General features: G+C 67.6%; 17 protein-coding genes. 10 read left to right on the top strand and 7 right to left on the bottom strand.

Annotated elements, in window-relative coordinates:
- Positions 1-31 precede the first annotated feature (31 nt).
- Complete coding sequence (locus tag SJY26_RS09715; RefSeq protein WP_396592855.1) at positions 32-835, bottom strand: hypothetical protein; 804 nt, start codon at positions 833-835, stop codon at positions 32-34.
- A gap of 98 nt (positions 836-933) precedes the next feature.
- Here SJY26_RS09715 and trmFO point away from each other — a divergent pair, with 98 nt between their 5' ends.
- On the top strand, positions 934-2,316 hold the full coding sequence (trmFO, locus tag SJY26_RS09710) for a methylenetetrahydrofolate--tRNA-(uracil(54)-C(5))-methyltransferase (FADH(2)-oxidizing) TrmFO (RefSeq protein ID WP_396592854.1): 1,383 nt from the start codon (positions 934-936) through the stop codon (positions 2,314-2,316).
- A 12-nt stretch (positions 2,317-2,328) separates the two neighbouring features.
- Here trmFO and fni read toward each other — a convergent pair whose 3' ends face one another.
- Positions 2,329-3,357 carry a type 2 isopentenyl-diphosphate Delta-isomerase gene (gene fni, locus SJY26_RS09705; protein ID WP_396592853.1) on the bottom strand — a complete coding sequence of 343 codons (1,029 nt, stop codon included), beginning with the start codon at positions 3,355-3,357 and terminating at the stop codon, positions 2,329-2,331.
- Between the two features lie 95 nt (positions 3,358-3,452).
- On the opposite strand from fni, the gene SJY26_RS09700 reads away from it, so the two are divergent.
- Positions 3,453-3,959, top strand: a complete 507-nt coding sequence (locus tag SJY26_RS09700) for a sterol desaturase family protein (RefSeq protein ID WP_396592852.1) — start codon at positions 3,453-3,455, stop codon at positions 3,957-3,959.
- Positions 3,956-4,717, top strand: coding sequence for a fatty acid desaturase (locus SJY26_RS09695; RefSeq protein ID WP_396592851.1), 762 nt, complete (start codon positions 3,956-3,958; stop codon positions 4,715-4,717). The genes SJY26_RS09700 and SJY26_RS09695 overlap by 4 nt, the downstream gene beginning before the upstream one ends.
- Here SJY26_RS09695 and SJY26_RS09690 read toward each other — a convergent pair.
- From SJY26_RS09690 to SJY26_RS09675, 4 genes are all read right to left on the bottom strand, one after another.
- A complete protein-coding gene (locus tag SJY26_RS09690) occupies positions 4,714-5,655 on the bottom strand; it encodes a phytoene/squalene synthase family protein (protein WP_396592850.1) in 942 nt (313 codons plus the stop codon). The genes SJY26_RS09695 and SJY26_RS09690 overlap by 4 nt on opposite strands.
- Positions 5,652-7,154: a phytoene desaturase gene (locus tag SJY26_RS09685; RefSeq protein ID WP_396592849.1), complete on the bottom strand. Its 1,503-nt coding sequence runs from the start codon at positions 7,152-7,154 to the stop codon at positions 5,652-5,654. The genes SJY26_RS09690 and SJY26_RS09685 overlap by 4 nt, the downstream gene beginning before the upstream one ends.
- Positions 7,151-8,317: a lycopene beta-cyclase CrtY gene (crtY, locus tag SJY26_RS09680; protein WP_396592848.1), complete on the bottom strand. Its 1,167-nt coding sequence runs from the start codon at positions 8,315-8,317 to the stop codon at positions 7,151-7,153. The genes SJY26_RS09685 and crtY overlap by 4 nt, the downstream gene beginning before the upstream one ends.
- Before the next feature lie 70 nt (positions 8,318-8,387).
- On the bottom strand, positions 8,388-10,235 hold the full coding sequence (locus SJY26_RS09675) for a PPC domain-containing protein (protein ID WP_396592847.1): 1,848 nt from the start codon (positions 10,233-10,235) through the stop codon (positions 8,388-8,390).
- 113 nt (positions 10,236-10,348) lie between these two features.
- Here SJY26_RS09675 and SJY26_RS09670 point away from each other — a divergent pair, with 113 nt between their 5' ends.
- From SJY26_RS09670 to SJY26_RS09650, 5 genes are all read left to right on the top strand, one after another.
- Positions 10,349-11,272 (top strand): bifunctional methylenetetrahydrofolate dehydrogenase/methenyltetrahydrofolate cyclohydrolase, encoded by a 924-nt coding sequence (locus SJY26_RS09670; protein ID WP_396592846.1) that lies wholly within the window; start codon positions 10,349-10,351, stop codon positions 11,270-11,272.
- A gap of 70 nt (positions 11,273-11,342) precedes the next feature.
- A complete protein-coding gene (locus SJY26_RS09665) occupies positions 11,343-12,020 on the top strand; it encodes a LemA family protein (RefSeq protein ID WP_396592845.1) in 678 nt (225 codons plus the stop codon).
- A 26-nt stretch (positions 12,021-12,046) separates the two neighbouring features.
- Positions 12,047-12,826 (top strand): TPM domain-containing protein, encoded by a 780-nt coding sequence (locus tag SJY26_RS09660; RefSeq protein WP_396592844.1) that lies wholly within the window; start codon positions 12,047-12,049, stop codon positions 12,824-12,826.
- Complete coding sequence (locus tag SJY26_RS09655; RefSeq protein ID WP_396592843.1) at positions 12,826-13,512, top strand: TPM domain-containing protein; 687 nt, start codon at positions 12,826-12,828, stop codon at positions 13,510-13,512. Before SJY26_RS09660 ends, SJY26_RS09655 begins: the two co-directional genes overlap by 1 nt.
- 48 nt (positions 13,513-13,560) lie before the next feature.
- A complete protein-coding gene (locus SJY26_RS09650) occupies positions 13,561-14,298 on the top strand; it encodes an endonuclease/exonuclease/phosphatase family protein (RefSeq protein WP_396592842.1) in 738 nt (245 codons plus the stop codon).
- On the opposite strand, the gene SJY26_RS09645 is transcribed toward SJY26_RS09650, so the two are convergent.
- Positions 14,253-15,749 (bottom strand): phospholipase D-like domain-containing protein, encoded by a 1,497-nt coding sequence (locus SJY26_RS09645; RefSeq protein WP_396592841.1) that lies wholly within the window; start codon positions 15,747-15,749, stop codon positions 14,253-14,255. The two genes, SJY26_RS09650 and SJY26_RS09645, sit on opposite strands and share 46 nt — an antisense overlap.
- 170 nt (positions 15,750-15,919) lie before the next feature.
- On the opposite strand from SJY26_RS09645, the gene SJY26_RS09640 reads away from it, so the two are divergent.
- Positions 15,920-16,099, top strand: coding sequence for a hypothetical protein (locus SJY26_RS09640; RefSeq protein ID WP_396592840.1), 180 nt, complete (start codon positions 15,920-15,922; stop codon positions 16,097-16,099).
- Positions 16,100-16,243: 144 nt separating this feature from the next.
- Positions 16,244-18,850: a tipN gene (locus tag SJY26_RS09635; protein WP_396592839.1), complete on the top strand. Its 2,607-nt coding sequence runs from the start codon at positions 16,244-16,246 to the stop codon at positions 18,848-18,850.
- The last annotated feature ends 88 nt before the right edge of the window (positions 18,851-18,938 follow it).

Below are 18,938 nucleotides of genomic sequence, written 5' to 3'. Positions count from 1 at the left end.
AAAGGGCTGCGCGTCCCGCGCGGAGCAGGCATCATTGTGCGACCTCACCCGGGGTCCAGTACTCCAGCTGGCGATAGGCAGCTCCGAGGAACCCGATCGTCAGTGGCAACTGCAGCCCTGTGAAGCCGACAAGGAGGAGTATCGCACCGACCGGTCCGCCCAGCCGCCCGGCCCCGGCAAGCCCAAGGAGCGTCGGCACCGCCGTCACCAGAAGGCCCGCCAGCAGCGGCCAGAAGCTGCCATAGGCGATCCCCATGCTGTTGAGCGAAACCATCTGCCGCCGCCCCAGGGTGGCTGGAATGAACAGGGATAACCGGACCACCAGCAGCAGGGGGATCAGCACAGCCGCAGTCCCAAGCGCTGCCAGAAGGGCAAGTTTCCACGGTGCACCGACCCTGGCCCAGTCCCGGGCCTGGATCGCCGCGACATTCAGCTCGGCGGTCCCAAAGATGGCCAGAACCGCCAGTGCCAGAACGATCACGATCATCGCGACAAAGATCAGGCAGAACAGGGCCGATACAACCAGTCGGGCCTCAGGCCAGCCGAACTGTAACCCTGCCGGACCAAGCCCCAGCGCCCGGGCACTCTGAAGATCCCCGGTTACGGCAAGCCGAGCGAGACCGCCTGTTGCAATCAGGGTCGCAAGTCCGGCTGCGATCACCCAGACAGGGCCGACCCATGGCAAGGGTCCGATGACAACCGGCACAAGCCACACGGCGGCACAGAGCAGCAGCCCGCCCCCCGCGCCCAGCCACAGACGTGGCAGGGCGCGCAGCGTCGCCACAAGCGCCGCCTGAAGGTTCAGGTGGCGGCTTCCAACATCCTTGCGGCTCATCAAGCCCCCCTGCTGAGCAATATCATCATCATAGCGGTCGTTGTCGCGGCCCGACAGACGGCTGCTGACGAAGTGCGCCGGCGTGTCTAAGAAGCCGCATGACCCTTCCCTCCCCCATCCACGTCATCGGCGGCGGCCTCGCCGGTTCGGAAGCCGCCTGGCAGATCGCGCGAGCCGGCGTGCCCGTCGTGATCCACGAAATGCGCCGCCCCGGCGTCACCACGGACGCCCACCACACCGACTCTCTCGCCGAGCTGGTCTGCTCCAACTCGTTCCGTTCGGACGACTGGGAACACAACGCCGTCGGGCTGCTGCACGCCGAGATGCGGGCGCTGGACTCCATCATCATGGCCTGTGGCGATGCCCATCAGGTGCCGGCCGGCGGGGCGCTGGCTGTGGACCGCGAAGGCTTCGCCCAAGCCGTGACCGACCGGCTTCACGCCCACCCGCTGGTCACAGTTCAACGCGAGGAAATCGCCGGCCTGCCGCCCGAGGACTGGGACAATGTCATTGTGGCCACCGGCCCCCTGACCTCCCCGGCGCTGGCCGACGCGATCCTGTCGCTGACCGGCGAGGAGAGCCTGAGCTTCTTCGACGCCATCGCCCCCATCGTCCACGCCGACAGTATCGATTTCGACATCGCCTGGCGTCAGTCCCGCTACGACAAGGAAGGCCCGGGCGGTGACGCCGCCGCCTATGTCAACTGCCCGATGGACAAGGCGCAGTATGAGGCCTTCATCAATGCCCTGCTGTCGGGTCCCAAGGCCGAGTTCAAGGAATGGGAGAACGTCCCCTATTTCGACGGCTGTCTGCCGATCGAGGTGATGGCCGAACGGGGGCGCGAGACCCTGCGCCACGGGCCAATGAAGCCCGTTGGCCTGACCAACCCCCGCGATCCATTGGTGAAGGCCTATGCCATCGTTCAGCTGCGGCAGGACAATGCGCTGGGGACCCTGTTCAACATGGTCGGCTTCCAGACCAAGCTGAAACACGGAGCGCAGGCCGAGGTCTTCCGCATGATCCCGGGGTTGCAGAACGCGCAGTTCGCCCGCCTGGGCGGCCTGCACCGCAACACCTATCTGAACAGCCCGCGTCTGCTGGATCGGCAGCTGCGCTTGCGGCCCATGCCCCGCCTGCGGTTCGCGGGTCAGGTCACGGGCGTCGAGGGCTATGTCGAGAGCGCCGCCACGGGCCTGCTGGCCGGCCGGCTGGCGGCGGCCGAGCGGCTGGGCCGGACGCTGGATGCCCCGGCGGCGCACACGGCCATCGGTGCCCTGGTCGAACACATCACCGGCGGTCATCTGGCCGGATCGAAGTTCCAGCCGATGAACATCAACTATGGACTTCTGCCCCCGCTGGAGGCGCCGAAGGTCGACGAAACCGGGCTCAAGATCCCGCTGAAGGAACGCGGCCGGGCCAAGAAGCGGCTGATGAGCCAGCGGGCCCTGCGCGATCTCGAGGCCTGGCGGGACGCCGCCTGAGAGGGCTCGGGATCAGACCGGCTGGAGAGGAGCCTGACGCAGGGCACCGAGATTTTTTGATCCGGTGCAGAAGCAAGCCGTCCGCAGTTGGCGGATCACGATCTCGAAATGGCTGATGACCGCCTCGGTGGACACGGTCGCCGCCCGCAGGACGCCGGCCGCCTGGCCGACCAGATCGGCTCCCAGACGGATGGCCCGCGCGGCGTCCACCCCGTCGCGGACGCCGCCCGAGCCGATAATCAGCGCGTCCGGGCAGGCCATCCGGACCTCGGCAATGGCCCGGGCCGTCGGGATGCCCCAGTCGGCGAAAGCGAGCGCGTGCGCCTTGTCGCCGGAGTCCACAGCCCGCTCCCCCTCGATCAGGCCCCAGTTGGCCCCGCCTGCACCGGCGACGTCGAGACCGGTGACCCCCATTGCGACCAGCCGCCGTGCCGTGCTGGCCGAGAGCCCCGCCCCGGTCTCCTTCACGATCACCGGGGCACCGAGGTTGCGAACCAGCGCCTCCAGCGCCGCGCCCACGCCGCGCCAGTCACGGTCACCCTCGGGCTGACAGGCCTCCTGCAGCGGATTCAGGTGCACGATCAGGGCGTCGGCGCCGATCATGTCGATGATCCTTCGCGCCTCATCGACGCCGAACCCCCGCGTCAGCTGGGCCGCACCAATATTGGCGAGGATGGGGACAGCGGGTGCCCGGTCACGCAGGGACTGGTTCAGACCACCACCCGCCCCGCTTTCCAGCGCGGCGCGCTGCGAGCCCACCGCCAGCGCGATGCCCAAGGCCTGGGCCGCCTCGGCGAGATGGGCATTGATCGTCTCCGCCCGCGCCGGTCCTCCTGTCATGGAGCTGATCAGGAGCGGGGCTCGTAGCGCTCGGCCCAGAAACGCCGTCCCAAGATCGATGGCGGTATGATCCAGATCAGGCAGGGCCTCATGCACGAAGCGGATCGCGTCAAAGCCTGCATCCCGTGCATGCCGGCCGCCTCCGGCCAGAACGACATCGAGATGCTGGTCCTTGCGGTCCCGGATCATATCGCTGGTCAAGGTCTACTCCGTCGACCTCCGTTTGAAGATCCAAGCCCGGATAGGTGAAATGTGTCGCGCTGGCGAGTGGGACGGCGGAGGGCTAGAGTGGTGGCATGCTCCCCCTGTGGTTCACCCTGCTGACGCTGGCTGTCTTCCTCGCGATGGAAGGCGTGGCCTGGCTGACGCACCGCTACATCATGCATGGGCCGCTGGGCTGGGGCTGGCACCGGGATCACCACGAGCCGCACGACAAGACCTTCGAGGTCAATGACCTGTACGGTGTCGTGGGAGCTGTGGTCGGAACCGGCCTTTTCGTGATCGCCTGGCTGACCGGCCTGTGGTGGGTACGGGCCGTGGCGCTGGGGGTCACCCTGTACGGCGTAGTCTATGCCTTCGTGCACGACGGTCTGGTGCACCAGCGCTGGCCGTTCCACTGGATGCCGAAGAATGGCTACGCCCGGCGTCTGGTGCAGGCGCACAAACTGCATCACGCAGTCCAGACCAGGGACGGGGCGGTGTCATTCGGCTTCGTCTTTGCGCCCGATCCGCATCGGCTGAACGCCATTCTGAGGGCCCGCCGGGCCGAACGAACCGGCCTTGTGGATCAGACCGTCGAGTGAGCGTTGCCCGCCAGACCGCGATCGGACTCACGCTCGCCGGCCTGATTATGGGCGGGTGGCTGGCCCTGCATGTGTGGGGCATCTTTTTCCAGCCCCTGGATGGCCCCGTCCTCGCGATCGTCCCTCTGATGATCCTGACCCAGAGCTGGCTGGGTGCCGGCATGTTCATCATCGCGCATGACGCCATGCACGGGTCGCTCGCCCCCGGTCGTCCCCGCCTGAACGGCATCATCGGCCAGATCTGTCTGGGGGCCTATGCCGCCTTTTCGTTCCGCACCATGAACGTGGCCCATCACCAGCATCACCGGGCTCCGGGAAGCGCCGCCGATCCCGACTTCCACGCGGAGCGGCCCGATGCCTTTCGCCCGTGGTTTTTCGGCTTCTTCACCCGCTATTTCGGCTGGAGGGAGTTCAGCCTGGTGACGGCGGTACTGATCGCCTATCTCCTGCTGGGAGCCCGCGTCGCCAATCTGATCCTGTTCTGGGCCGTCCCTGCGAGCCTCAGCGCCCTGCAGCTGTTTGTCTTCGGGACCTGGCTGCCGCATCGCCATGGCCGTTCGGGCGCGGACTTTGCCGACCATCACAATGCCCGCACCATCCCGATGCCGTGGCTGGTGTCGCTGTTGACCTCCTTCCACTTCGGTCTGCACCACGAGCATCATCTGTCGCCCAATACGCCGTGGTGGCGGCTTCCCGAGATCAGGCGCGCGACGCTGGCCACCGGGAGCCCGGACTCCAGTCCGGGATCGCGCGTCTAGATCCGCGTCCACATCGGGGCACGGGGCGCGGCCGCCCTGCCCCGGTCCAGCGTCCGGGTCCAGATGGCGATCAGCGCGCCCCGCCCGAACAACCACAGCTTCATTCCCCGTCCGACCGAGACACGGCTGCGCCAGACCCCGGGACCCCGGCGTCGAACCTTGCGCCCAATTTCGCGATAGACACCGCGAGCGGCGGCAATGGCCATGGCGGAGCGGAAAGGCAGCCCCCTCAGACCGTCACGGGCGCTGTCGTAATAGGGTTCGGCCACGGCCAGCAGTCGTTGGGTGACCGCATGGACCTGCAGGCGGTTCGCCGGGTCCGCAACTGCCGCAGCCGTCGGGGCGAGACCCGCTTCAACCAGCCAGTCGGCCGGCAGATAGACCCGTCCGCCCTCGGCATCCTCAATCACGTCCCGGGCAATGTTGGTGAGCTGGAAGGCGAGACCCAGATCCTGGGCCCGGCGCAGCACTTCGGGGTCCGACACCCCCATGACCCGCGCCATCATGACACCGACAACCCCGGCCACGTGCCAGCAATAGGCCATCACGTCATCAAGGGTGCGGTAGTCCCGGTGTTCGACGTCCATGGCGAACCCGTCGATCATGTCCAGCGCCCAGCGTTCCGGCAGCCGGTGGCGCAGGGCCACGCGCTGGAAGGCCGCGAACGTCGGATCCGGCATGGGCTCGCCGGTCATCGCCCGACGGGTCATGTCATAGAGACGGGCCAGCCGGCGGCGCTGTTCCTCGGGAGTCAGGACCTCATGGCCGAAGCCGTGGTCCTGGCCGTCGATCTCGTCGTCACAGGCGCGGCACCAGGCGTAGAGCAACCAGGCGTCCTCACGCACCGCCGGGTCGAACAGCCGGGAGGCCGAGCGAAAACTCTTTGACCCCTTGGTGATCGAGGCCTTGGAGGCGGCGAGGACGGCGTCTGCGGTCATCGTGGGTGTGCGATCTGTTCCAGCATGAGCCCGGCAGTCGCTTTTGCAGATCCGACCACGCCAGGGATACCTGCGCCCGGATGGGTGCCGGCCCCGACGATATACAGGTTCGGGATGACATCGTCGCGGTTGTGCGGCCGGAACCAGGCGCTCTGGGTCAGAATTGGTTCCAGTGAGAAGGCGGACCCGAGGTGTGCGTTGAGGTCGGTCTTGAAGTCCTTGGGCGTCCAGATCCGCGTCGTGACCAGGTCGCGCCGCAGGTTCGGGATGTAGCGCTCCTCCAGATAGTCGATGATCTTCTCGCGGTATTCCGGGCCCTTGACGTCCCAGTCGATGTCCGCGGCCCCCAGGTGCGGCACCGGCGACAGGACATAGTGGCTGCTCATCCCCTCGGGGGCCATCGACGGGTCGGTGGCGCAGGGGGCGTGGAGGTACAGGGAGAAGTCGTCGGGCAGGGTCGGGCCGGAGAAGATCTCGGAGATCAGCTCGCGATAGCGGGCTCCGAAACAGATGGTGTGGTGGGCCAGCTGGGGCTGGGGCTGGGACGTGCCGAAATGCAGCACGAACAGGGACATGGAGAACCGCTTGGACTTCAGGGATTTGGCCTTGGACTTGCCGCGCGGCGTGAGGCCCAGCAGGCGCTCGTAGGTGTCGACCACGTCAGCGTTGGACGCCACCATGTCCGCCGGAATGACCTCCCCGCCCGCCAGCGTCACGCCGGTGGCGCGGTCGCCTTCGGTCTCGATGCGTTCGACCGGGCTGTTCAGCCGGAAGTCACCGCCCAGATCCTGGAAGAACTTCACCAGGCCGCCGATCAGGGCGCTGGTGCCGCCGCGCGCGAACCAGACGCCGCCGCGGCGCTCGAGTGCGTGGATCAGGCCGTAGACCGAGCTGGTCTTGAACGGGTCGCCGCCGACCAGCAGGGTGTGAAAGCTGAAGGCCTGGCGCAGGTGCGGGTCCTTGATGTGGCGTGCGACCATGGTGTGGACGCTGTTCCAGGCCTCCAGCCGGATCAGCTCGGGCGCGGCCTGCAGCATGGATCCGAACGACTGGAACGGCACCGCCCCCAGCTTCAGGTATCCCTCCTGATAGAGCTCCTCCGAATAGGCGTGGAACCTGTTGTAGCCCTCGACGTCATCGGGATTGAAGGCCGCCATCTGGCGCTCCATCGCCGCCTGGTCGTCGTTGTAGTCGAACGACGCCCCGTCCTCCCAGCACAGCCGGTAGAAGGGATCGACCGGCAGCAGGTCGACATAGTCGCTCAGCTGCGACCCTGTGCCGTCGAACAGCTCCTTCAGGCAGTCGGGGTCGGTGATGACCGTCGGGCCCGCATCGAAGGTGAAGCCCTGCTCCTTCCAGACGTAGGCGCGCCCACCGGGCTTGTCGCGCATCTCCAGCAGGGTCGTCTGGATACCCGCGCGCTGCAGCCGGATGGCCAGGGCGATGCCGCCGAAGCCGGCTCCGATCACCACCGCCCGTTTCGCCGTCTGGTCTCTCATGCGGTTCTTCCTCGCCCTGTTTCCCGGAGTTGTCGCAGCGCCCGATGAATGGGTACGGGCGGTTTTCCGGTCAGGATACGCGCCTTGTCCAGCGCCGTACTCCGTCCTGCGTAGAAGCGCCGCACCAGCGGTTCGGACAAGCCGTAGAAGCGTCGCATGACCCGCCAGCGATCCTTTGGCTCGGCCGCCCGGAACAGCATCCGGTCCAGCAGGCGGTAAAAGGCCCGCTCGGCCCAGACCTGTTTCGACCGCGTCTCCATCAGGGCGCGCAAGCCCGCAGAGGACAGGTCGTCGGCGGCTGCGATCAGCCGCGCCGTGGCGACAGCATCCAGCAGGGAGTAGCCAGTGGTAGGGTGAAACAACGCCGCCGAAAGCCCCGCGCGTGCGACCGGCGCACCCTCGGTCCAGAAGGCGTCAATGTCACCATCGAGCGCGATCGGCAGGACCCCCTCCTCCTCCTCGACCACGGCCTCGACCGTCCACCCGCGCGAGCGAATGTACTCGTCGACCCGGCGGCGCAGCGTCTCGCGATCCAGCCGGGGACCATCCACGTAGTAGGTGTCCTCGACCAGAACGGTTCGCTCGTCGAAGGGCAACAGATAGACGAAGCGGTAGGCGTCGCCTTGGGCCACCGTGGCGTCCATGATGGTGGGACGGGTCAGACCGTGGGGTTCGGTGAGCCGCACTGTCCGGCCGAGGAACAACTGCCAGCCAAGGTCGAGATGCGGGGTCGGTGCCGGTCCCCGTGCGTCGATGATCCCTCGCGCCCGCAGAACCGTCTGATCGGCCAGGGTTACGCCGTCGGGCACCACGGCGACCGCCTCCCCCGTGATCAATCGATCACCGAGCAAGGGCGCGACCGCCTCATGCAGGCGGTCGGACGTCATGCTGTTGTAGGGCGTTGCAAGCGCGCGGCTGAGGCCGGGGAAATAGATCTCGTATCCACCGGTCCAGCGGTGGGGAGTCGCCGGCTCAAGCCAGAGGCGATCCTCGGTCGAGATGTCACCGTCAAAGAAGGACCAGGTGTGCTTTCCACCCAGTCGGCCGTCCCGTTCGACCACGGCCACACGCAGGTCAGGCCGGTCGATCGCCAGCCGCCATGCGATCAGGCTGGATGCCAGCCCGCCACCAACAAGGATCAAATCATGGTCGGCCGCCGACATGATTCACCCTTAGAACGAAACGGGTCCCGAGGCGAACGCTCCGGGACCCGTTCGAACAATCGAGGCAGCGCTAGTCCCGGGGTTCGATCGTCAGGGCGTATTCACCCGTCTGCCCCTGGCTGAAACTGCGGGCACGAACGACGTATTCACCCTCTTCCTCGACGGCCCAGTCCGCCTTGGCGTGGGTGTCCGACAGGCCGTCATCGTCCGAGACCACCGAGGTAAACACACCCGTCTCGTCTTCCCGACCGATGTCGATGAAGGCATCAAGGGCGTTCGAGACCATGGTCAGGCGCAGCTTGTCGCCGGCTTTCACCGAGATGCGGTAGGCATCATAGAAGGCACCGTCCTCGGCGATGGCATCGTCCTCACCCAGCGTTCCCCGGGCCGTGGCTCCGACGAGAATGCTGCCCGGTGTCGGTTGCGGTCCGCGGTCAATCAGTTCCAGCGAATAGAGGCCCTCCGCGTCTGCATAGAGCGGCGAAGCCCGCAGGATGAATTCTCCCGACGACGGCAGGGTGTAGTTGAGCCGTGAATCTGTGCCTTCCCCGAGGCCGTCGTCATCGCTCGCCATGGCGTAAAACTCGCCGTCAGGGCTTCCGACCTGCAGGTAGGTATCGAAATCGCCGGATCGCATGATGACCTGGATGCGGTTGCCCGCTTCACCGGTGAAGCGGTAGGCGTCAAAGGCGCGATTCTCGCCGTCACGGGGATCGGAGTCGACGATCTCGCCCTGAACGGGGGTGCCGAACGCAAGACTGACCGGGGCAGGTTCGGGAGCCGCCTCTTTCAACGTCAGCGTATAGGGCCCGTCGCCGTCGCCTGCGAAAGCCCGCACCTCGAGCGTGTACTGACCATCCGTCGGCACGGTGTAGCTCAGCCGGGAGTCCGTCCCCTCTCCGGCCCCATCATCGTCCGTGCTGACCGAGTATCGGCCGCCGGCGCTTTCACCATTCTCCGAGAACAGCTCGAGGTAGGTGTCGAACGCCGTCGAGGTCACGGTCGCCACGATCCGTTGCCCCGCGGTCGCGCTGAAGGTCATGGCATCGGCGCGCTGGCCGGACTGATTGCCGCCGTCCGATGCGTCCAGCGCCCCGGTCACCGTGTCGCCGATGGCGATCTCTCGCGAGACCAGCGGCGGCGGACCTTCGGAGAGACTGAGGCTGTAGGCCCCCTCGGATGTTCCATCCAGCGGTGCTGCCCGGACCAGATACTCACCGTCCGATGGCGCGGTGAAGACCAGGTAGGAGTTCAGACCGCCGGCCCCCGAGTCGTCGTTCTGGGCCAGTTCCTCAAACGCGCCCCCGCGCCCGGACCGTCCCACCCGTACGATGGGATCGAAATCGTCGCTCTCAAGGGCGATCGCGAGGCGGTCGCCCTGACGTGCCCTGAAACTGAAGGCGTCGTAACTGTAGGCCGCAGACGGCCCCTCCTCGTCGACGGCATCGCGCGCATCGATCTCGCCCTTAACCTCGCTGCCGAGCCGTATCATCGTCGGACGGGGAGCGCGGGGCGCGGGCCCGCGATCGGTTGCGGTGAGCGTATAGCCGCCCCCCTCGAGCCCGCCCAGGGTGCGGGCGCGGATCACGTAGGTTCCCCGGGCGGTCGAGAATCTCACCCGGGAGTCTGTGCCCTCACCCAGGCTATCGTCATCCGACGCAATGGGATCGCCGGCTACCGAGCCTTCGAAGACCTCCAGATAGGCGTCAAAGGCGTCGGACCGCATCACGACTTCCAGCCGCTGGCCTTCGAGGGCCTCGATCGCATAGGTGTCGTAGACGAACTGGCCGAGGTCCTCGCTGTCGATACGGCGATCCCCGGCCGTCAGCTCGCCATCGATTGTCTGACCCACTCGCAGGGACGAATCCTGGGCCGCGGCCGTACCAGCCGCAAACAGCGCCAGGGCGCTGACAGTCATCACAAAGCTTGAACGGCGCATCGCGGTCCCCTGTTTCCTGAAGCCACATAGACGCTGAACCGCGACACCTGTAAATCGGCCCCTCCGATCGAATCCTGACGAAAGAAGGCCCCATGGTCGATACGGCCCCCCGCGCGACCATCATCGACGGAAAGGCCTTTGCCGCAGGGCTGGTTGAGCGGATCACCGCCGCGACGATGCGGCTGGAACACGACCACGGCGTCCGCCCCGGACTGGCGGTCGTCATTGTCGGCGATGATCCCGCCAGCCAGATCTATGTCCGGAACAAGGGCGAGACGACGACGCGGGCGGGGATGCGTTCGGAAACGCACCGCCTGGCAGACACGACCACCCAGACAGACCTGTTGGCGCTGGTGCAGACACTGAACGCCGATCCGGGCATCCATGGCATTCTGGTCCAGCTTCCCCTGCCGGCCCAGATTGATTCCTCCGCCGTGCTGGGAGCCATTGATCCGGACAAGGATGTCGATGGATTTCACGTCGTCAACGCCGGGCGACTGGCCGTCGGACTGCCCGGGCTCGTGCCATGTACGCCACTCGGCTCGACGATGCTGCTCAAGGCGACACTGGGCGACCTGTCCGGTCTGCACGCTGTGATCGTCGGACGTTCCAACATCGTCGGCAAGCCGATGGCCCAGTTGCTCCTGGCCGAGAACTGCACCGTCACCGTGGCTCATTCGCGCAGCCGTGACCTGCCCGCTCTGTGCCGAAGCGCCGATATTCTCGTGGCCGCCGTCGGTCGACCCGAGATGATCCGGGGCGACTGGATCAAGCCCGGCGCGACCGTGATTGATGTCGGCATCAATCGCGTTCCCTCGGCCGATCCGGTCAAGGCGGCTGAAGGCAAGACCCGCGTCGTCGGTGACGTGGCCTTCAGCGAAGCCACAACAGTCGCGGGCGGGGTCACCCCTGTCCCCGGCGGCATCGGCCCCATGACGATCGCCTGCCTGTTGGCCAACACCTATGTTGCCGCCTGTCGCTCTGCCGGCGTCGAATCGGAGCGACTGGACGCTTGAAGGCCCGTCACGAAGCGCTGATAGTCACTGCAGACAGCGTGGTCTGACGCGCTGGATGGAGGGGGAAAAGATGGATCGCAGGGCATACCGCCTCGCCGGGCTGGTCACGGTGGTTCTGGCGGCGCAGTCCGTTGCCGGCTGTGGCTACAACACCATTCCAACCAAACAGGAACGCGCCGAGGCCGCGTGGGCCGACGTGCAGAGCCAATACCAGCGCCGCGCCGATCTCATCCCCAACCTCGTGGCCACGGTCCAGGCCGCAGGGATCCAGGAGCGGACCACCCTGACGGAGGTCATCGAGGCACGGAATGCCGCCGTTGCCACGCCCCTGACCACCGGGCAGCTCAGCGACCCGGCGGCGGTACAGGCCTTCGTCAACGCCCAGGGCCGGGTCACGGCAGGCGTTCGCTCGCTGGGCGTGCTGGTGGAGGCCTATCCGCAGCTTCGGGCCAACGAGAATTTCCTTAATCTGCAGTCGCAACTGGAGGGCACGGAGAACCGGATCACGATCGCGCGTCGCGACTACAATGAGGCGGTGCGGGATTACAACACGTCGCTACGGACCTTCCCCACGGTTATTTGGGCAAAGACAGCGTTTGCGGGCGAAGAAGCGATGCAACTCTTCAATGCCACCGACGAGGCACAGAGCGCGCCGCGCGTGGAGTTCAACCTGAACGGGGCACCCGCGCCAACGGCCGGCGGCAGCGCTGCGGGCGTGCAGCCCGGCTCGCCCCCGCCAGCCCGGTGAGCAGAGCCCGCCCGGTTGGACTCAGGTTGGCCCTCGCGGTCTTCCTGATGGCCGGGGCGATGGGGCCAGCCCGGGCGGCGGAGCCAGAGTTTCCTGCACTTTCGGGTCGGGTGGTCGATCAGGCACAGATACTCCTGCCGAACACCGAGGCCGAGCTGACAACCAAACTGGCCGGGCTTGAAGCGGAGACCGGCGATCAGTTCGTGGTCGTCACACTGGACAGTCTGCAGGGTCTGGAGATCGAAGACTACGGCTACCGGCTCGGCCGGGCCTGGGGCATTGGCGGCGCCGACAATGATAGCGGGGTCCTGCTGATCGTCGCGCCCAATGACCGCAAGGTGCGACTTGAGGTCGGCTATGGGCTGGAGCCGGTCCTGACCGACGCCCTGTCGAACCAGATCATCCAGACCGAAGTCCTGCCGCCGTTCCGCGAGGGCGGCTATGCGCGCGGGATCGGGGCCGGGGTCGACGCCGTAATCGCCCAGCTTCGTCTGGATCCTGCCGAGGCGCAGGCGAGGGCCGCAGCGGTCGAGCCGACATCGGCGGAGGTCCCGGTGTTTCCGGGGCTGGTTATCATCCTGATCTTCCTCTTCCTGTTCCTGAGTCTGCTCCGCGGGCTGGGCCGCAAGGGCCGGCGTGGCGGGCGCTCGAGGGGCGGCATCGATCCCGTGCTGGTGTGGGGCGCAGCCGAAATCCTGTCGCACGCAACCCGCGGCCGTTCCGGCGGCGGATCGGGCTTTGGCGGCGGAGGCTTTTCGGGCGGAGGCGGCAGTTTTGGCGGCGGCGGAGCGTCAGGCGGATGGTGATGCGACTGAAGCCGGAAGAGCACGCGCGTGTGGCAGCGGCCATTGCGACCGCCGAGGCGCGCACCTCCGGCGAGATCTTCTGCGTCCTGGCCAGACAGGTCTCGAGCTATCGGGACATCGCGCTCGCATGGGCCGCCGCCGCCGCCCTGCTGATTCCGCTGCTGCTGATCCCGCTGGGCTTCGACGCCACCTGGTTCCCGGGCTTGTCTGACAGCTGGGAGGCCGCCCATCTGGCCGCCCGAGATCTGACCGTCGCACACGCCATTGGGGCCTATGCAGTCGTGCAGGGGGCAGTCTTCATTGGCGTCTATACCGTCTTGCGCATTCCGGTGATGATCCGGCTGATGACCCCCCGGGCGGTCCGTCGGCACCGGACGCGGCAGGCGGCCATGCACCAGTTCCTCGCCCATGGCCTGCATGTCACCGACCAGCGAACCGGCGTTCTGATCTTCGCCGCCTTTGCCGATCGTCAGGTTGAGGTGATCGCCGACGAAGGCATCCACTCGCGCGTCGACCAGGCGGTCTGGGCCGGGGCGGTCGAGGCCTTGACCCAAGGCCTCGCCCGGCGTCGGGCTGTGGAGGGCTTCGAGACGGCCATCGGCATGATCGGTGATGTGCTCGCTGACCATTTCCCACCCGCACCAGGCAATGCCAACGAGGTCCCGGACCGGCTGGTCGAGATCTGAGCACCCGGCAGGGTCGCTTTCCCAACCGAAATGCCCTAGCCGACCTCCATGCGTCTTGTGACCTACAATGTGCATCGCTGTGTCGGCATGGACAAACAGCTGGACGTCGCCCGGATTATCGGAGTCCTCGCGGACCTCGAACCCGACATCGTCTGCCTGCAGGAGCTGGACGTCGGTCGCGCCCGGACCGGTGGGGTCGACCAGGCCCGGGTCATTGCGAAAGGCCTGTCGATGTCGGTGCGTTTCCACCCGGCCATGATGGTGGAGGCGGAGGAGTACGGCGACGCCATTCTGACACGATATCCCGAACGCCTGATAAGAGCCGGTGCCCTGCCCACTATCCGCGGCATTCCCGGGCTGGAACCCCGGGGAGCCATTTGGGTCCGACTGGACGCAGAGGGAACGGAGTTGAATGTCCTGACCACCCATCTTGGCCTGGTGCCACGGGAGCAGCGCCTGCAAGCCGCAGCCCTGGCAGGCGACGACTGGCTGGGCCACCCCGACTGCGCGGGCCCGACCCTTCTGGCAGGGGACTTCAACGCCACCTCGATCACGCGGCCCTATCAGACCCTGACGCGCCGCCATGCCGACTGCCAGCGGCTTCTGGGACTACGCCCGTCCATCAAGACGTTCCCCTCCGGTTTTCCGGCGATCCGGATCGATCACGTCTTCGCTAGCCCGCACATCCGGGTGACCGCGGTGCGGGCACCGTTTTCACCGCTGTCGCGAATGGCCTCGGATCATCTGCCGCTGGTGATCGATTTCGAGATCGCATCGCCCGGCTGAGGGCGCTGTGACCGGTTCCGGCGTTTCCACGGCCGGAACGCATCGGCCGTGGAGCGGGGATCCCCAAGCTGGTACTCGGCGATGGTCCGCTCGACCACCGACGGCGGGGTTGCCCCGAGGGCGTTCATTCGCCCCGTGTCGAAGCGGCTGATGGCGTCTCCCGTGGAGCCGAGAATCGCCTCTGCTGCTGCGAAATCGTCCGGATCCACACCGACGAAATGACCGATCGTCCGGTGCCGGAAGCGCCGGATGGAGGCATATCCCTCGGGTGTTTCCGGGGCGATGGCCACGTCGCATTCAGTGTCAAAACCGAGAGAGCGGTTGTTCAGGTTCGTCGAGCCGATCCGCAGCAACCGGTCGTCCACCACCGTCACCTTGGCGTGGACGATGATCCTCTGGCCCCCCGCCGTCTGAGGGCTGAAGGCGAAAAAGCGCCCGTGGTGATCGGCCGACTCCAGCCGGAACAGCACCTCGGCCCGCGCCGTGTCCATGGTCAGGCGATCAAACCAGCTGGGGCTGCGACCGGTCGAGACGAGGACGATCTCGGGTCCGTCCGGCTCGTCCAGCCTTGCAGCCAGGGCCGCCGCGATTACCGGCGACGTAAAGTATTGATTTTCCATATAGATGAGGCGGCGAGCGCCCCGGATCGCTTCCAGATGAAGACGTTCATTTTCCTGAACGCCGGCCCGGCCGCCATAGGTCGGCTCTGTTCGCGCAATTGCCACCGGGGTGTTGACGAAGTCCACCGCGAGGCCGTCGGGCCAAGGGTCGCTGTCAACCGGGTCTGGCACTGTTCGCTCCCAGGTGGCCCGAAACCAGCGTTCGCGGGCGAGGTCGCCCAGCGCCAGAGCCGCCGGGCCATCCATCACGCACATGGTCTCGTGACGCGGAGGCGAGATCACGCCGGACGGCTGGCAACGGCGAGGGTCATCATCACTGTGCGCTGCCGAGTCCCAACGATCCACCGAGATGTCGCCCCCGCCGCAGAAGGCGACACGATCGTCGATGACCACAACCTTCTGATGGTGACACGCCCCGAGCGGCCCGGGCGTATCGAGGCGAAACTCGACCATACGCTTGCGGAACCAGCCCTGGGCCTTGTGGGGGTAAAAGCCCTGGGAGGCGGCAATAAGCAGGGGTGATTTCCAGATCAGCAGCCTGACATCCAGGTCGGGCCGGGTCTTGACCATCATCCGCAGAAGATGCCCCACCTCGGCCTGGCGATCGCCGGCGCGGGTTTCCGGATCCAGTCGGGTCCGGGGATCGAACTGCCAGCCCAGCACCACAACGGACCGCCGGGCCTTTCCCAATGCCGAAATCAGTGCGTCAAAATAGGCCTCATTCTCCATGAGGACCGAAAGGCGGCCGGCCTCGGCGACCCGCCAGCAGGTGTCTCCGGGACGCAGGATGCCCTGCACGTCGAGCGGGGCACGGTCGTCGGCGTCCTCCATGTCGGGTGTCCCTGCCGGCATCGCGGATCTGACTTCCGGGTCACAGCCAGACGCCCGGTCCGGCCATCCGTTCCACGCCGCAGGCGCGCGGGTCAATGGCCCAGGAGCCGCCAGATTGCCGGAGACGCCAAAACAGGGCATAAGGTGCCGGGAATGAGGGGGAAGCTGGCATGCAGGCGCTGATCGAATTGCTGGCTGGCTTCATCGCCCTGCTGGCCGCAGCTGCACTGGCCCAGTTCGGCGTGGACCTGACGTCCGCCACAGCCGATCGCGAAGTCCATCGCGTCAGCGACTGCCGGACTGCTGAAGCGCCTGCTTTGGTGAAGGCACGGCGCGCCGCAGATTGCTGACAAGCCGGGCTGCGGCCGGGGCTCTGACACTGCAGTCGCTCATTTTTTGAATCCGGTGCGGGTCGCCCTGCGGGAAAAATGGTCTAGGGTCCGATGGCGCGCGTCTCTCGCGTCGTGCGTTCGCCCACCTGAGAATCCCGCCCCATGAAGTCCCGCCAACGGCCTCCACTGACCCTGTCCGATCCGGAACCGGCCACGCCTGCCAGCCTGCCACCCGTCGAGTCGGAGAGCCTGGAGGCCGTGTCCGCTGTCGAGGCCGCCCCGGCCCGCGAACGGCCGATGTCCGAGCGCCGTCGCCGGCGGCTGGCGGAGCAGGAGCAGCGGGCGGTTGAGTTCGATGGCCCCCCTCCCCTTCCCCGGGATGCACCCGAGACGGTTGCGCCCGCACCACCGCCGGCACCCGCGGCGCTTCCGGAGCCAGCGCCAGCCGCGTCCGCCAGCCGGCCCCTGGCCTTCACCGAGAGCGCGGATGCGCCCCCAGCGCCGTATGAGCCTTCGCCTCCGCCGTCGACGGTGGCGAAGCTTCCCGCCCCGGCCCCGACCATGGGGCGGACCTATCTGATTGGTGGCGTCGCCGCCGCATTGTGGGTCGCCGGTGTCGCCGCCTGGGCGGCCTATGAGATCGGTTCCGGCGACGTTGCCGCCGAGCCGCTCCAGATGGCGCTCTATGCCCTGATGGCCCTGGCCCCCGCCGGGCTGTCTGTGCTTCTGGCCCATGCGGTCCGTCAGGGTGCCGGCGTGGCGTCCGAGATCCGTCGGGCGCGCGAGCTGGCGGAGGCTCTGGTCGCCCCGACGGCCCTGGCCGCCCAGCAGACCGGTCAGGTGCTGTCGGCGCTCCGCAACGACATCGATCAGGCCGCCCTGGCCGCCGAGCGGGCCCGGCACGACATGGCCTTCCTGCGGCAGGCCCTGGCCCAGGAGACCGAGCGACTGAATGAAGCCGCCGAGAACGCCGGGCGGACGGCGCGGCGGCTGACGGAACAGCTGGGCCGCGAACGGGAGCAGATGTCGATCCTCGCCGGGCGTCTGGACACCCAGGCGACGGGCGTGCTCGACGCGGTGGAGCGTCAGTCACGCCTGATCGTCGACGCCTCCGACCTGGCTCAAACCCAGTTGCGGGAAGCCGAGGCCGCGCTGGCCGCCCGTGCCGCCGACCTGGCCGCCGCAGCCGGGGAGGCCCAGGACGCCGCACGGATGGCCGCCGACGATCTGGCCCGCCAGACCCTGCGCCTCGAGAACGCCGGAACCGGTGTCGCCGAACAGATCCAGTCCGTCGAGGAGGGTCTGGGCCAGCAGCGGGCCGCGCTGGTGACCGCCGCCTACGCCCTGCGCACCGACCAGGAGGATTTCTCGGCCCAGGTCGAGAGCCAGAGGGCCCAGCTGACCGAACAGCTGTCCGCCACCCGCTCTGCCGCCGGTCGTCTGGACGACACGACGGTCAAGGCCACGGAGGGCCTGCGCGAGCTGGTCGAGGCCGCGACGGACCAGTTCCGGGCGCTGGTCGACCTTTCGCAGCGCGAGGCGGACGGCTTCGACGCGGCCACCAAACTGTCCCTCGACCGGTTCGAGGCCTTGGCCGCCGAGGCACGTGACACTCTGGTCGAGGAAACACGCCGGTCCCTCGCCGTCCTCAAGGCGACGGCCGAGGAAAGCCGGCTGGCCGCCGACAACGCCGCAGGTCAGGCCCAGATCCGCGCGGATCGCCTGGGCGAGGCCCTGTTCGACGCCGCGCAGAAGGCCGATCACGCGGCGGACGCCCGGGTCGAGGGCGCGCGCAGGATCGTCGGCGAGACCGTGGGACTGGTCGACGAGGCCGGAGACCGGGCGATCCAGAAGCTGGAGACCACCCTGGCCCGCATGACCGAGGCCCTCGCCCAGGTCGACAGCGCCATCGGCGATCTGGACGAACGCGCGTCGCGACTGCCTGAACAGGCGCGTGCCCGCGCCGAGGCCGTCCGGGTCACGGTCGAGGAAGGGCTGGCGGCCCTGGGCGCTGCGTCCCGCAAGGCGGCAGAGGACACAGCGGCGCTGGACGCCGGCTTCCAGGAGCGCGTCCGCCGCAACTATGACATGCTGACCGAGGCGGTTCGCTTGATGGGCGTGGTGTCCGGTGACAGCGGTGCCCCGATGCGTCGACGCGACCCTGCCGACGATGCAGGAGCGACGGCGGGCTTCGCGGATCGTGAGCGTAACCGCCCGGTGACGCCGGAGACCGAGACTGAACGCGACCGCAGCTTCGGCCTTCGGGGCCGGCTCAAACTGGCTCCGACTGCGGACGATGCCGGTCGGCGGGCGGCACCAGCGGCCTCAGACCGGCTGGACTGGAGCGATCTGGTGGACGACGGGCCGGGCGAACCGCCGATGGACCTCGACACCCCCGTCATGCCGACCGAGGTCGATGGACTGGCGGAGCGGATCACGGCGGCGATCCGGCGCATGGGTGTTGATCCCAATGCCCTGCTGCCGCGCTCGCGGGTCGAGGAAGCGGCTGTGGCCTTTGCCGAGCGGGATCCCGACCGGGCCCGGCAGATCGTCCGCCGCGTCGCTCCGGCGGCGGTGCGGAGCGTCTCGCGCCGGGTGATGAGCGATCCGGAGCTCCGGGCCGATGCCGAGCAGTATGTCCGGACCTTCTCCCAGCGTCTCGGCGAGCACGGCCGCACGGGCGGGGCCGGTGCGGTGCTGTCAACGCTGGCGACAGACGCAGGCCGGGCCTTCATGCTGCTCGACGCTGCCGTGGGTGACTTGGCCTGAGCGGACGACCGCCGCCGCGTCGCCATCCCACTGAGGGTTTTGGCTTGACGCCAGCACCCGCATGCCGACACGGTCGGCTGCTGTCACG

This window comes from Brevundimonas sp. R86498, from assembly GCF_044598075.1.
GTDB lineage: Bacteria > Pseudomonadota > Alphaproteobacteria > Caulobacterales > Caulobacteraceae > Brevundimonas.
Note: the sequence above shows the minus strand (reverse complement) of the source record. Positions and strands in the feature narration are given on the sequence as shown.